The sequence below is a fragment of the Streptomyces sp. CNP082 genome, from assembly GCF_059570535.1.
In genome coordinates this window covers 67719-81329 of the sequence record NZ_JCANSZ010000019.1, presented here as the reverse complement: position 1 = coordinate 81329, position 13611 = coordinate 67719, and the positions used below count along the sequence as shown (strand labels likewise).

Here is a 13611-nt window from a genome sequence, read left to right as displayed (position 1 = left end):
GGGACCGGCCCCGGACCAGGTCCGCGGCGTGGCACCCACATCAATGAGACGGCACCGCTACCGTTCCACGCGCCGCAGGTCCCGTACCGCCGGGATCGACAGCAGCAACAGACACACGACGATCGCCATCGCCGCGGACACGAACAGCAGCGGCACCGTCCCCGCCACCACCGCCAGCGGCCCGGCCGCCGCCTGCCCGACCGGCTTCATCACCAGCGAGCCGGCCGCGTCGTACGCGTGCACCCGGCCGAGGACGTCCTGCGGCACGTGCGTCTGCACGCTGGTGTGGAACATCACGCCCCAGAACGCCGCGCCGATGCCGCTGATCCCGTAGCAGACGGCGACGAGCGGCGCGGGGGGCCCGAGGGCGACGCTTAGCGGCATGAGCGCCCACAGGGTCATGGCCAACGCACCGGCGCGCAGCGGATACCGCGGGCGGAGCCGGATCGCGACGAGCCCGCCCAGCACGCTGCCCGCCCCGACGGAGGACATGACCAGGCCGAACGTCGAGGTGCCGTAGTCGGTGACGAGAACGCTGTTGCCGAGGGTCGTGGTGGGTCCCGTGCTGGCGAGCTGCAAGAGCATCCAGACGACGATGACGCTCCACAGCCACGTCCTGGCCGTGAACTCCCGCCAGCCCTCGACCAGATCGGCCCGGAACGACGGCGCGCCGTCCCGTTCCATGGGACCCATGGGGACCGTGCGGAGCACCCCCAGGCAGGCGCCGCTGACCCCGTAGGTCACCGCGTCCAGGGCGACGACGACGGCGGGCGAGGAGACGGCCAGCAGCAGACCCGCCAGCGACGGGCCGAGCACGAGGGTGACCGACTCGGCGACGCGCAGGGTGGCGTTCGCCTTCTGTACGTCGCGGGCGACGCGCGGCGTGACGCTGGCGACGCCGGGCTGGAAGAGCGCACTGCCCGCGCCGACGAGGGCCAGCAGCACGAGGATCTGCCACAGCCGGGGCGTACCCGCCCAGAACAGCAGCGCGAGCGCCGACTGGAAGACCAGCCGCGTCGCGTCCGAGACGACCATGAGCCGCCGGGCGCCGAAGCGGTCGGAGAGCACCCCGCCGAAGATGATCAGCGCTGCGAACGGCGCGACGAGCGCGGCCAGGGCGTAGCCCACGCCGCTCGCACCGTAACCGGCACCGAGCACGGCGGCGGTGATGGCGACGGGGAGCATGGCGTCGCCGAGGAGGGAGGTGGTGCGGGCGGTGAAGAAGAGCCGGAAGTCCCTCGTCCACAGCGGCGTGGGGGCAGCGGGATCCCCGGCTCGCAGCTTTCGGGCCATCCCCGAACCAGCCACCGCACACCGCCCCAGGTACGCCGCCGATCCCGACCGGTGCACCACTCTTGCGCCGGGGCGGGCCGGGGTCAACGGAATATGCCGTCGGGCGACTTCGGCTCACCGCGGTCGGCCGGACCGCTCCGAGGCGGCGAGCGCACGACACGGGCGAAGCCGGGGCGGCGGGAGTCGGGCGGGTGACCGGGGCGGCGGGCAACGGGCAGCGGGAGTCGGGCGGATGACCGGGCGGGGTGCGGGCAGCGGGCAGCGGGCAGCGGGCAGCGGGCAGCGGGCAGCGGGCAGCGGGCAGCGGGCAGCAGAGGGTTACCGGTCTCTCCGCACGGCCTGCCGGGTGGGCGGGGCCGGCGGGCGGTACGGTCCAACGGGGGGGCGGCGTCGGGGCTTGCCCCGGTGGGTGGGTGACCTGCACGGTGGACAGGCGCCGGGCCGGGGTCAGGGCGGTACGGCCCAACGGGGGCCTGCACCACGAAGGTTGCCCCGGTCGCCGGGTGACCCCGCACGGTGGACGGGCACGGTGTCGGGGTGGGCCGGGCTGGGGGCGATACGGCCCAACGAGGGCCTGCGCCACGGGGGTTACCCCGGTCGCCGGGTGACTCCGCACGGTGGGTGGGTGCGGTGTCGGGGTGGGGGTTGTACGTGGAGGGCTGCGGCGTCGGGGGTTTGAGCATTGGCCCCCCAGGGCCGTTCTGCTCCGTTCCCCAGGAGTGCCGCACTCCTGCTTCGCCGGTGATGTCACGGAGCAGGCGGCGATGCGCCCTTGTATCGCGCCCGTTCCGCCCGCGGAGGGCGGCTTTCTGCCCGTAGCGCCGAGCCCGCCGCCGACGGAGGGGCAAAACTCGCGGCAACCCGCCCGCCAGACCCGGGCAAATCGCCCACGGGGATCGACTTTCGCCCCGTGACGCGCACCCGCGGGCCGGTCGGCGCCGCACCTGCCCCCTGGGGCGCCCCGCATGCGCCTAGCCGTGACAAACTCGGGTAACCCGCCCACAGAACCAGGGCAAATCGCCCACCGGAGCCGACTTTCGCCCACCTACACGCACCCGGCGGCCTCCCGAGCACACCGGGACTGCGCGTAGGTCCGCGGTCCGGGCGGGATACGAGGGCCCGATCGCCGCCTGCTCCGTGCCATCGCCGGCGAAGCCGGAGCCCGGTACCCCTCCGTCCCCGGGCCGCGCCCGAGGGGGGACCAATGCTCAAAACCCACGTCGAACGGCTCGCTTACGAGCAGCAGAACCCCGACGCCGCCCCCCGTAGCCCGACCCCACCCCCGAACCGACCGGGCCCCCACCCCCGTAGCCCGGTCCCGTCCGCGAGCCGCCCTGCCCGGCCGCCCACCCCGCGCCGCGGATGGAGCCGGCGCCAGCGTCCGTACGTGGGCTGGAGGCGAACACCGGTAGCGGTCCAGGGTGGGCCAACTCCGCTGGTGGGACGGCGTTGTCGGAGGAGCCGCATACCCTTGGGCGGGTGTGCGGGGGTGCTCAGGGGGTGCCAAGCGACGCCGGTCGCCTCGACGCCGCCGCCCCGGACGCCGGGTTGGTGCCGTTAGAGCAGGTGGTCCGCCTTACCGGCCTTGATCTCCCGGATGAGCGTGCGGAGGGCTTCGACGGAGTCGGTGACCCGGTCCTCTTCCCGGCCTGCCACGGCGATGTGCGCGTTGCCTTCCGCGTCAGTGCCTATGCGGAAGCAGTTGCTCCCGTCCTGGCAGAACGGCTGTTCCCACGTGATGTCCGGCATGGGTACCTCATCAGAGCTGGCGGATGATGGAGTGGATCAGGTCGCGGGTCTGGGCGGGTGACAGTGCGATGTTCTGCATCCGGTCCAGATGGAGTCGATACTTGCGGAGCTGCCCCTCCAGATGGAGGAACTCTACGACGGCCGTACGGTCCAGTTCGACAGTGTCCAGACTCGGCACCTCGCCCGCGGCGTACAGGATGGCCTGGCCCGAGCCCGGGATCACGCCTGCCGAGAACGGTATGGCCTGGACAGTGACGTTGCCGTGGTCGGCCATCGCGAGAACGTACTGGAGTTGTTCACGCAATACCTTGCGGCCTCCGGCTTCGATCCGCAGAGCGGCTTCGTGGATGACGGCGGTGTACGCGGGGGCGTCCGACCGCGTGATCATCTGGTTTCGTCGTACCCGGTGGGCGACCCGGGCTTCGAGTTCGTCCACCGGCAGAGACGGGATGGACGCACCGAAGAGAGCGCGGGCGAACGCTTCCGTCTGAAACGGACCCGGAATGTGGATCATCGTCGCGATACGCAACGCCGAGGCGAACCACTCCAGTTCAGTCACGTCCAGGAATGGGGACGGCAGCACCCCGCGGAAGTCCTCCCACCACCCCCTGGTGCGATCCGCGGCCATGCGCACCAAGGCGTCGACCAACTCCTGGTCCGCACACTCATAGGTGCTGGCCAGCCTGCGAACGCGCTCCTGGCTGACGCCTGTTCGTCCAGCCTCACTGCTGGTGATGACGGTTCGGTTCGTCGCCACGATGGCAGCGGCCTGCTCGGTGGACAATCCGGCAGCTTCGCGCAGCTTGCGCAGTTCGGCGCCGAGGCGCCGTTGGCGGGCAGTTGGGTTACTCCTTGGCGGCATCCGCTTCCTCTCCGTGTGCAGAAGCCAGTCTGCCCCGCTTCGCGCCTCGAGGCCAAGCCGCTCCCCCGAAGAGGTTTCACATGTGATTCTGATGCTCTACGGTAAGTGATGCGCAAGGTACTCACAGCAACGCCGGAAGCGCACCGCGCGAGCATGCCCGCTCTCCCTGGGGCAGGCGTGCTCGTGCCCAGGGAGGCATGCCACCGGCGCTCAACGACCAACCCCGGCCCAGGAGTCCGCCATGCCCCCACGCCTCTCCACGCCCACCACCCCATCCACCCCGCCGGCCCCGACCCCGACTCCGCCCATCCCGGCCCTCCCCGTCCGCTGCGCCTTCCCCGCCGGCCCCCTCTCCGTCCCGCGTGCCCGCCGGGCCGTCCTCGACGCCCTGCCCCGCACCCACCACCCCCGCCTCGGCGACGATCTCCAGCTCCTCGCCTCCGAACTCGTCACCAACGCCGTACGCCACGGCACGCACCCCGCCGCGGACCACCTCGTCGAACTCCTCCTCTGGCCCGCCGACGGCCACTACTGGCTCGCCGTCTCCGACCCCGGCCCCGGCACCCCCTCCCTCGCCGCGCCCGGCACCGCCGACTGCGGCGGCCGGGGTCTCCTCCTCGTCGACGCACTCTCCGCCGCCTGGGCCGTCGTCCCCCGCCGCACCTGCGGCAAAGCCGTCGTCGCCGGGCTTCCGTTCGACGCGCCCGGCGTCAAGTGACCGCGCCCGCCAACGACTTCCGGCCCCGACGGCATGGGGGCAACCGCCGGGGCCGGACAGGTGGGGACTGGGTCAGCCGAAGTTGCGTACGGCCTGGTAGTAGATCCAGGCCGTGCTGTCGCAGGCGGTCTTGGTGGCGCCCGAGTAGCGGTTGCAGACTCGCTTGAGGTCCTCGTAGAAGGCGCTGTCGAGGCGGGACTTGTTGGCGGAGAAGGTGCCCATCTCCTTGTAGTTGCGGTAGCCGAAGTCGTGGCGCTGGCAGGACTTCTGGAAGGGGAAGCCGAAGGGGTTGTCGGGGGAGCTGCTGCAGTAGTCGGTGGACCAGTTGAACTCGTACGCGGCCCAGGCGGAACGGTTCGCCTCGGCTGAGGCCCAGGTGTTGTAGCTCGTCGCGCTGGTCTGCGTGAAGCTCGCGAGCACCTGGGCCTTGTCGGCGGGGACGGCTTCGGCGGGGGCGGCGGTCGCCAGGAGGGCGGCGGCGGTGGCGCCGGCGGCGACCAGACCCTTGATAGCGGTGGGGCGCATGGGACTCCTCGGGTAGGTGCGCCGGGTCGCGGCGCACGGCCTGGGGGTGCACCAACCACCGCGGGAGTGCCGGCAGTTGGCCGTGCCGGCGCTCAGACTATGCGCGTAGAATGGCCGAGGGAAGTCATGCTCCTGACAGAATCATGAAGACGGTGTACGTCGCCAAGACCGCGCAACCGTCCCGCAACCGCGGTGCAGGACCACGGAAAGCGGTGAGGGCTGACGCACCGTCACGCCCGGTGCGGGCGGGCGGCAGGCGCGCCGCCTGCCGCCCGGCCGCCGCCTCGTCCGCGATGAACAGCACGCACGGCGCGTGCGGCACCGCAGTCAGGCGCCGCACCGTCATCGAGAAGGGACGGTCAGCACGACCGCCGGACGCCCGACCCCGGCACGGCGCGGGCTCAGCCCTCCGTCACCGTACGAGCCCCGCCAGCAGACGCCGCCCGCACAGCCGCCGCTCGGCACCGCGATCAGGCGCACACCGTCATCGATACGCGGGGACCACGAACGATCAGCACAACCGCCCGACACCCGCCCCCGCCACGGCTCGGGCTCAGCCCTCCGCCGCCCTACGGACCCCGCCAGCCTCCCCAACCACGCCAGCCTCCCCGGTGTCCCCGGCTCCGCCGGCACCCGCGCCCTCCCGGCGCCGGAGGTACAGCGCCGTGCCCACCGCACCCGCCGCGAGCGCCACGATCGCCCACTCCGGCGCCGCCCCCACCCGCGTCGCCAGCGTCTCGTCGGTGCGCAGCGGCACCGACGCGGTCAGCACCTCGCGGCGCCACGGGCCCGTCTCGTCGAGCGTCTCGCCGTCCGGCGTGACGATCGCGCTGATGCCCGTCGTGGAGGCGACCAGCGTCGAGCGGTTGTGCTCGACCGCCCGCAGCCGGGACATCGCGAGCTGCTGCTCGGGCTCGCCGAGGTTGTCGTCCCGCATGTACGTGGCGTTGTTGGTGGGTACGGCCAGCAGGTTGGCGCCGGTACGCACCTGGTCGCGGACCTGGCCGTCGTACGCGACCTCGTAGCAGATGGACTCCGCCAGGCGCACCGCCCCGGCGTCCAGGCGCACCGCCTTGTCGCCGGGCTCGAAGTCGCGCGGGATGAGCTGGAGGTCGCCGAAGCCGCCGAGCAGCGAGCGCATCGGGATGTACTCGCCGAAGGGCACGAGCTGCCGCTTCGCGTAGTACGCGCCGGGGCCGCTGCCGGGCAGCCACAGCAGGCCGGCGTTGCGGATGCGGTCGCCGGGGGCGTCGAGGATGGCGCCGACGACGAGGGGGGCGTCGAGTTCGTCCACGACCGCGGAGATCCGGGCGCTGAGGACGGGGTCGTTGCGCGGGTCGCGGTCGGTGGCGTTCTCCGGCCACAGCACCAGGTCGGGCCGCTCCACGCGGCCCGCCGCGACGTCCTCCGCCAGCTCCTCGGTGGCGGCGACGTGGTTCTCGGAGACCATCTCGACCCGGGCCTGCTCCTCCAGGCTGCGGGCCCGCGGCACGTTGCCCTGCACCACGGCCACGTCCGCCCGCTCGTCGTCCGCGCCGCCGGCGCTCGGCAGCAGCAGCGTCCCGCCCGCGCCCAGGGCGAGGGCCGCGGCCAGCGCCACGGCCGGCACCACCCGGCGCGCGGCCCGCGCGGTGACCAGCGCCGCGAGTGCGCCGGCGGCGAGCGCGACGACGGCGCTGACCAGCGGGGCGCCGCCGACCGACGCCCAGCCGAGCGTCGGCGCGTCCGCCTGGCTGAAGGCCAGCCGGCCCCAGGGAAAGCCGCCCAGCGGCACCCGCGAGCGCACCGCCTCGACCGCCACCCACCAGGCCGCCGCCCACAGCCACCACGCGGGCAGCCGCACCAGCGGCGGCACGGCGAGGCACAGGGCGCCCATCATCAGCGCCTGGATGACGCTGAGCAGCAGCCACGGCAGGATGCCGAGGTTGGACAGCCACCACAGCAGGGGGACGAAGAACGCGACGCCGAAGGCCGTACCCAGCCAGAACGCGTCCCGCTTGCGGCGGGCGCCGCGCAGCAGCACGAACAGCATCGCCGGCGCGACGGCGGCCAGCGGCCACAGCCCGTACGGCGGGAAGGCCAGCGCGAGCAGCACCCCGGCGACCGCGGCGAGCGCCGGCCGGAACCACACCCGCCCGCTCACCGACTCCAGCCACGGCGCCCGCACCCACACCGCGGCGGCCCACGGCACGGCGGCCGGCGGCGCCTCCGCCCCCGCGGGGGCAACTGTCGTACGCGGCGGTGCGGCGGTCACGGAGCCTCCTGGATGTGCTCGTCATCGGGGCGCCGCGAGTGCCGGGGCACCAGCCGGTGGCATCCGGCATCCGCACGCCGCCCACCCGTATTCTCGCCCGGCCGTCCCGGGAATGCGCCAGTGACGTTCGACTCCGTCGGTTCCGGCCCGCCCCGCCGGGCCCGGACACGGGTCCGGGGCGGTGCGGCCACGGCCCGGGCGAACGCTGCGTACACGGCCACCCGGTTCCGCCCGCGGAGCCTGCGCAGCGCCAGGGCCAGCCCGTACAGGAGGGTGAGGGCCCGGAGGCAGGGAACGGCGCACGCGGCCACGGCCGCGACCACGGCCGCGGGGCCCGGGGCACAGGAGAACGAGCCGTCGGTGAACGGGATCATGGGGTCCGCCTCTGGTGAGTGATGGGAGGATGCCCCTCAGTGCAGCGGCCGGGCCGCCGTCCGGCACTGATCCCGGTGTCCCACTGGGACAGCGCAGGTCAGGCGGGTCGCGACAGGCCGGGAGGGGGCGGTCGGAGTGCCGGAGGCGGGCGCGGACGCGCGGCGGCGGTTCGCGGAGCGGTTACGGCGCGCGCACGCGGCGGCCGGCTCGCCGAGCCTGCGCGACGTGGCGAAGGTGCCGGGGGCACCGCCGTTCCAGACGCTCAGCGGCTGGCTCGGCGGTCGTACGCTGCCGCGCGACCCGGAGTCGCTGGCGGCTTTCGTACGCGCCCTGCAGACGTTCGCGGCACCGCCGGACCCCGCGGACCCGCTGCTGCTGTCGCCGCGCGCGTGGGAGGAGGCGTACACCGCGGTCAAACGGGCGGAGGCCGGCTCCCGCAGCGCCCTGCGCCGGGCCGGTGACGCCAAGTCCTACCTCGACCGCACCGCACCCGCCGGCCCCCCGCCGGACGGCGGCGCGGGCACCCGGGCGGTCACCGGCACGGACGGCGGCGACCGCGACGGCGGGCAGCTCCGCCTGGCCGAAGCGCTGCAGCAGCAGGTCGCGCTGCACGAGAAGCTGCGCGTCGCGGAACAGGCCCTGCACAAGGCCGAGCTGGACCGCAACCGCCTCCAGGGCACCGTCCTGGTGCTGCGCGAACGCATCCGGCGGCTGGCGCTGCAGGACACGCTGCCGGACGCACTGCCGCGCGGGAGGGGCGCCGGGGAGCTGAAGGACGCCCGCGAGCAGTACCGGGCGGGCGTCGAGCTGCTGTCGCGGCTGGAGGAGCACGTACGCGACGCCGCCGAGCTGACCGCGCTCCTGCGGCGCCGGCTGGGGTCCCTGACCGACGCCGGCGGAGACCCGGGCGCCGCCGGCGGGACCGGCACCGGTCCCGGCCCGCAGGATCCCGCTGCGTACGATCCGGACCTCCCGCTGCCGGACGACCTGCCGGACGACCCGGCCGACGACGAACGGCTCCTCGACCACTCCCGCCGGCTCCTCGCCCGGCTGCGGGCCGAGCTGGAGACCGAGACCCTGGTCCTGGTCGAACTCCGCCGCGAACTGGGCGCCCCCGGCACCGCGGAGCCGGACCGCCCCGCGCCCGCCGCCCCGTCCCGGCGCCGGCTGCTGGCCATCGCCGGGGCGGCCACCGCGACCGCGGCAGCCGCGGTCGCCGGCTACCGCCTGCTCCGCCCCGCGGAGCAGGCCGACGCCGACGCCGACACGGCCCCCGACGCCGACGCCGACAAGAACCAGGACCAGAACGAGAGCCGCAACCCGGACACGTCCCCCGACGCCTCCCCGTCCGCGGCGGACGTCGACCCGGCCCCGATCCGGGTCGAATTCACCGGCGGCACCGGCGACATCTCCGCCGCCGACCTGGTGCGCCGCAACCTCCCGGAGTTCCACCGCAGGATCGACGGCCGCGAGGTGGCCCTGCTGCAGGTCTTCGCCGGCGGCACCGATGCCGCCGACGGCAGCGCCTTCGCCGGGCAGGTGGCCGAGCAGGTGCGGCACCAAGCCGACGGGCTCACGGGCGTGGCCAGCACCGAGTTCACGGACCTGTCCGCCCCGCCCCGCGCGGTGCGGATCGACGTGTACGTATACGAGACCGCACCCCGTCTCCGCCGAGCAGCCCGCTAGCGGGAGAGTCCCGCCGCGCGCCCGCCGCGGTCCCCCGCGAACGCTTCTCCTGTGCACCGCCTGCCGCGCCGAGGAAAAGTTAGGTTAGCCTAAGCTCTCGTGAGAGCCGGAGAGAGCACGCCCACCGCCGCGGGACCCCGCGGGCACGCCCTGTCCGCCGCCGACGTCACCGTGGCGTACGACGGCGTCGACGTCGTCCACGACGCCTCGCTGCGGCTGCGCCCCGGGGAGGTGACCGTCCTCGTCGGGCCCAACGGCAGCGGGAAGTCGACGCTGCTGCGCACGATCGCGCGGCTTCAGCGGGCCCGGCGGGCGAATCTCGTCATCGACGAGAACACCGACGGGTTCGCCCTGTCCACCCGGCACTTCGCCCGGCACGTCGCGCTGCTCACCCAGGGCCGGCCCACGCCCAGCGGGCTCACCGTCCGCGACGTCGTGGAGTTCGGCCGCTACCCGTACCGCGGGCGCTGGGGCGCCGCCGACCCCGGAGGGCGCGCCGCCGTCGAGCGGGCGCTGGCGCTGACCGGCGTCAGCGACCTCGCCGAGCGCGGCGCCGAGCACCTGTCCGGCGGGCAGTTGCAGCGCGTCTGGCTCGCCGGCTGCCTCGCGCAGGACACCGGCGTGCTGCTCCTCGACGAGCCGACCAACCACCTCGACCTGCGCTACCAGGTCGAACTGCTCGACCTGATCCGCGAGCTGGCTGACGACCACCGCATCGCGGTGGGCGCCGTGCTCCACGACCTCGACCAGGCGGCGGCCGTCGCCGACCGCATCGTGCTGCTCGACGACGGCCGTATCGCCGCCGACGGCAGCCCCGAGGACGTCCTGCTGCCCGAACTGCTCAGCAAGGCGTACGGGATCCGCATCGAGGTCGACGACGACCCCCTCACAGGCCGGCTGCGCACCCGCGCCATCGGCCGGCACCACCGACGAAGCGAAAGGCTCAGCACCTCCTCATGAAACGCCTCCTGCTGACCGCGGCGGTTACCACCGCCGCGACGCTCACCCTGGCCGCCTGCGGCACCACCGAAGACGCCGCGGACGACGACGACAAGGGCGGCGCCGGCAAGGGCGCCGCGCAGCCGATCACCCTGACCGACTCCACCGGCAAGAAGGTCACGCTCGAAGACGGCCCCGCCACGAAGGTCGTCGGCACCGAGTGGAACGTGGTCGAGGACCTCATCTCCCTCGGCGTCGACCCCGTCGGCGTAGCCGACGTCAAGGGCTACAACACCTGGGACACCGCGGTTCCGCTCACCAACGAGCCCGAGGACATCGGCACCCGCGGCGAGCCCAGCATCGACACGATCGCCACCCTCAACCCCGACCTGGTGATCGCCACCACCGACCTGCCGGCGTCTGCGGTCAAGCAGCTCAGCAGCCGCACCACGGTGATCACCGTGCGCTCCGCGGACGCCGCCGACCCCGTCGGCCAGATGACCGAGAACCTCGACCTCATCGCGAAGGCCACCGGCACCACCGAGAAGGCCGAGAAGCTCAAGAAGGACTTCCAGGCCAAGCTCGACGAGGGCAAGACGGCCCTCGACGACGCCGGCCTGGCCGGCGGGAAGATCGCCTTCTCGGACGGCTACGTCGTCTCCAACCAGGTCTCCATCCGCCCCTTCACCAGCGGCTCGCTGATCGGCGGGGTCAACGAGCAACTCGGCCTGGAGAACGTCTGGGACGTCAAGGGCGACAAGGACTACGGCCTCGGCGCCACCGACGTCGAGGGGCTCACGAAGCTCCCCGACGACACGCAGTTCGTCTACATCGGCAACGACAAGGACAAGGCCAGCACGCCGTTCACCAACGAGCTGAAGGACAACTCCGTCTGGAAGTCGCTGCCGTTCGTCAAGGCCGGCGACGTCCACCGGCTCCAGGACGGCACCTGGATGTTCGGCGGCGTCGGCTCCATGAGCCAGTACGTCGACTCCCTCGTCGGCGAGCTGACCAAGTAGCCGATGGCCGTCACCGCCCCGACCACTCCCACCGCCGCGCCCGCCCCGCCGCCGCCGACCGTACGGTCCCGGACGGGCGCGGCGGCGGTGGCCGCCGGGCTCGCGCTGCTCGTCGCGCTGCTCGCGGTCGTCGACCTCACCCAGGGCACCGCCGACGTCGGCCCCGGCGAGGTCTGGAAGGCGCTGACCGGCCGGGCGGACTCGGGCGACTCCTCCGTCGTCATCGCCTCCCGGCTGCCCCGCATGGTCGCGGGCCTGGTGGTCGGCGCGGCGCTGGCGATCGCCGGCACCGCCCTGCAGAAGGTCAGCCGCAACGTGCTGGCCTCGCCGGACACCCTCGCCGTCAACGCCGGTGCGTACGCCGCCCTCGGGCTGGCCGCCGCCACCGGGGTGTCGCTGCCGCTGTTCGCCTCCTCCGGCGTCGCGTTCGCCGGCGGGCTCGCCGCCGCGACGCTGGTGCTGGGCGTCTCCGGCCTCGGCTCCGGCACCGTACGGCTGGTGCTCGCGGGCACCGCGCTGACGCTCGGGCTCTTCGCGGTCACCGAGGGGCTGCTGCTGCTCTTCCCCGAGGAGACCGAGGGCCTCTACGACTGGCAGCAGGGCAGCATCTCCCAGAGCGGCTGGGACGGTGTGCTGCAGATGCTGCCGCTGGCCGTCGCCGGGCTCGCCGGGCTGCTGCTGCTCGCGCGGCGCATCGACGCCCTGGCGCTGGGCGACGACGCCGCCCGCGGACTCGGCGTGCCGGTGCGCGCCACCCGCGTCACGGCGGTGCTGCTCGCGGTGCTGCTCTCCGCGGCGTCGGTGACGCTCGCCGGGCCGATCGGCTTCGTCGGCCTGTGCGCCCCGGCGCTGGTACGGGGGATCGCGCGCGCGTTCCGTACGTACGGCAAGTCGCGGGCGGGCATTCCGCTGGCGGCCCTGCTGGGCATGGGGCTCGTACTCGGCGCGGACGTGCTGCTGCGGGCCCTGGTGCCCTCCGACACGGCGGTCTCCGTACCGACGGGCGTGGTCACCAGCCTCATCGGCGCGGTGTTCCTCGTGGTGCTGGCCACCCGGCTGCGCGACAGCGCGGGCGCGCCCGACACCGACAAGCTGCGCATCCGCAGCCGCCGCACGTTCGTCGTCACCACGGCGGTGCTGCTGGCCGCGCTGGTGGGCGTGACGCTGACCGCCTTGCTGATCGGCGACACCAAACTCCTCCTCGGCGACGTCGCCAACTGGCTCCAGGGCCGGGCCGGTCCGACCACCGACATCGTCCTGGACACCCGCGTCCCGCGGGTCCTCGCCGCACTGCTGGCCGGCGCCGCGCTCGCGCTCTCCGGCACCATCGTGCAGGCCGTGACCCGCAACCCGCTGGCCGAGCCGGGCGTGCTCGGCGTCTCCAACGGCGCGGCGCTCGGCGCGGTGCTGCTGGTGACCACGGTGGACCTGCCCAGCACCTGGGCCCTGTCCGGCGCGGCTCTGTGCGGCGCGGCGCTCACCTCGGCCGGGGTCTTCGGACTCGCCGCCCGCGGCGGCTTCCAGCAGAACCGCCTCGTCCTCGTCGGCATGGGCTTCGCCACCGCCTCGACGGCCCTGATCAGCCTGCTGATCGTGCTCACCGACCCGTTCAACGCGACGATGGCGCTGACCTGGCTGTCCGGCTCCACGTACGGGCGGACCCTGCCGGACGTCGTACCGCTGGCGGTCGTCCTGGCCGCGGGCCTGGCGATCACGGCGGTACGCCGCCGGGAGCTGGACCTCGTCTCGCTGGACGAGGACACCCCCCGGCTGCTGGGCCTGGACCTCGGCCGCAGCCGCCTGTGGCTGCTGATCCTCGGCGTCACCCTGGCCGGCACGGCGGTCTCCGCGGCCGGCACGATCGGCTTCGTCGGCCTGGTCGCCCCGCACGCGGCCCGCGCCCTGGTGGGCCGCCAGCACACCCGGGTCCTGCCGGTGGCGGTGCTCCTCGGCGCGGTCCTGGTGTGCACGGCCGACCTGATCGGCCGGACGGTGATCGCCCCGGCCCAACTCGGCGCGGGCCTGATGACGGCGGTCATCGGCACGCCGTACTTCATGTACCTCCTGGTCCGCAGCCGCGCGGCCCGCTAGCGCGGGGGCGGGCCGCGGCCGGGGCGGAGCGGCCGGGCGCACCCCGGGGCGGGCGACTGCACGTCGCGGAGCAAAAGTCGCCCCGCGCGGGCGATTTGAC

The 13611-nt window shown here is 74.1% G+C and carries 10 protein-coding genes; 5 read left to right on the top strand and 5 right to left on the bottom strand.

Annotated features, from left to right (window positions below; translation table 11 throughout):
- Window positions 1–57: 57 nt before the first annotated feature.
- The 3 genes from B124_RS17415 to B124_RS17405 all read right to left on the bottom strand — a co-directional run bounded on the left by B124_RS17415 (window position 58) and on the right by B124_RS17405 (window position 3904).
- Window positions 58–1293 carry an MFS transporter gene (locus tag B124_RS17415; RefSeq protein ID WP_496503771.1) on the bottom strand — a complete coding sequence of 412 codons (1236 nt, stop codon included), beginning with the start codon at window positions 1291–1293 and terminating at the stop codon, window positions 58–60.
- 1557 nt (window positions 1294–2850) lie between these two features.
- On the bottom strand, window positions 2851–3042 hold the full coding sequence (locus B124_RS17410) for a hypothetical protein (protein WP_496503770.1): 192 nt from the start codon (window positions 3040–3042) through the stop codon (window positions 2851–2853).
- 10 nt (window positions 3043–3052) lie between these two features.
- The gene (locus B124_RS17405) at window positions 3053–3904 is read right to left on the bottom strand and encodes a helix-turn-helix domain-containing protein (RefSeq protein WP_496503769.1); all 852 of its coding nucleotides are present in this window, start codon (window positions 3902–3904) and stop codon (window positions 3053–3055) included.
- Between the two features lie 241 nt (window positions 3905–4145).
- On the opposite strand from B124_RS17405, the gene B124_RS17400 reads away from it, so the two are divergent.
- Window positions 4146–4622 carry an ATP-binding protein gene (locus B124_RS17400; protein ID WP_496503768.1) on the top strand — a complete coding sequence of 159 codons (477 nt, stop codon included), beginning with the start codon at window positions 4146–4148 and terminating at the stop codon, window positions 4620–4622.
- A 72-nt stretch (window positions 4623–4694) separates the two neighbouring features.
- On the opposite strand, the gene B124_RS17395 is transcribed toward B124_RS17400, so the two are convergent.
- Both B124_RS17395 and lnt read right to left on the bottom strand, forming a co-directional pair.
- Window positions 4695–5147 (bottom strand): phospholipase, encoded by a 453-nt coding sequence (locus tag B124_RS17395; protein WP_496503767.1) that lies wholly within the window; start codon window positions 5145–5147, stop codon window positions 4695–4697.
- A 553-nt stretch (window positions 5148–5700) separates the two neighbouring features.
- Window positions 5701–7401 carry an apolipoprotein N-acyltransferase gene (lnt, locus tag B124_RS17390; protein ID WP_496503766.1) on the bottom strand — a complete coding sequence of 567 codons (1701 nt, stop codon included), beginning with the start codon at window positions 7399–7401 and terminating at the stop codon, window positions 5701–5703.
- Between the two features lie 510 nt (window positions 7402–7911).
- Between lnt and B124_RS17385 the strand changes: the two genes are divergently transcribed.
- From B124_RS17385 to B124_RS17370, 4 genes are all read left to right on the top strand, one after another.
- Complete coding sequence (locus tag B124_RS17385) at window positions 7912–9462, top strand: hypothetical protein (protein ID WP_496503765.1); 1551 nt, start codon at window positions 7912–7914, stop codon at window positions 9460–9462.
- Between the two features lie 99 nt (window positions 9463–9561).
- Entirely contained in the window at window positions 9562–10422 is an 861-nt protein-coding gene (locus B124_RS17380) for an ABC transporter ATP-binding protein (protein WP_496503764.1), read from the top strand.
- A complete protein-coding gene (locus B124_RS17375) occupies window positions 10419–11420 on the top strand; it encodes an iron-siderophore ABC transporter substrate-binding protein (protein WP_496503763.1) in 1002 nt (333 codons plus the stop codon). The genes B124_RS17380 and B124_RS17375 overlap by 4 nt, the downstream gene beginning before the upstream one ends.
- Before the next feature lie 3 nt (window positions 11421–11423).
- A complete protein-coding gene (locus tag B124_RS17370) occupies window positions 11424–13511 on the top strand; it encodes an iron ABC transporter permease (protein ID WP_496503762.1) in 2088 nt (695 codons plus the stop codon).
- The last annotated feature ends 100 nt before the right edge of the window (window positions 13512–13611 follow it).

Bases quoted from the DNA above. Each gene is read 5' to 3' on its own strand.
- B124_RS17415 (WP_496503771.1), bottom strand. From the start codon at position 1,293: ATGGCCCGAAAGCTGCGAGCCGGGGATCCCGCTGCCCCCACGCCGCTG.
- B124_RS17410 (WP_496503770.1), bottom strand. From the start codon at position 3,042: ATGCCGGACATCACGTGGGAACAGCCGTTCTGCCAGGACGGGAGCAAC.
- B124_RS17405 (WP_496503769.1), bottom strand. From the start codon at position 3,904: ATGCCGCCAAGGAGTAACCCAACTGCCCGCCAACGGCGCCTCGGCGCC.
- B124_RS17400 (WP_496503768.1), top strand. From the start codon at position 4,146: ATGCCCCCACGCCTCTCCACGCCCACCACCCCATCCACCCCGCCGGCC.
- B124_RS17395 (WP_496503767.1), bottom strand. From the start codon at position 5,147: ATGCGCCCCACCGCTATCAAGGGTCTGGTCGCCGCCGGCGCCACCGCC.
- B124_RS17375 (WP_496503763.1), top strand. From the start codon at position 10,419: ATGAAACGCCTCCTGCTGACCGCGGCGGTTACCACCGCCGCGACGCTC.
- B124_RS17370 (WP_496503762.1), top strand. From the start codon at position 11,424: ATGGCCGTCACCGCCCCGACCACTCCCACCGCCGCGCCCGCCCCGCCG.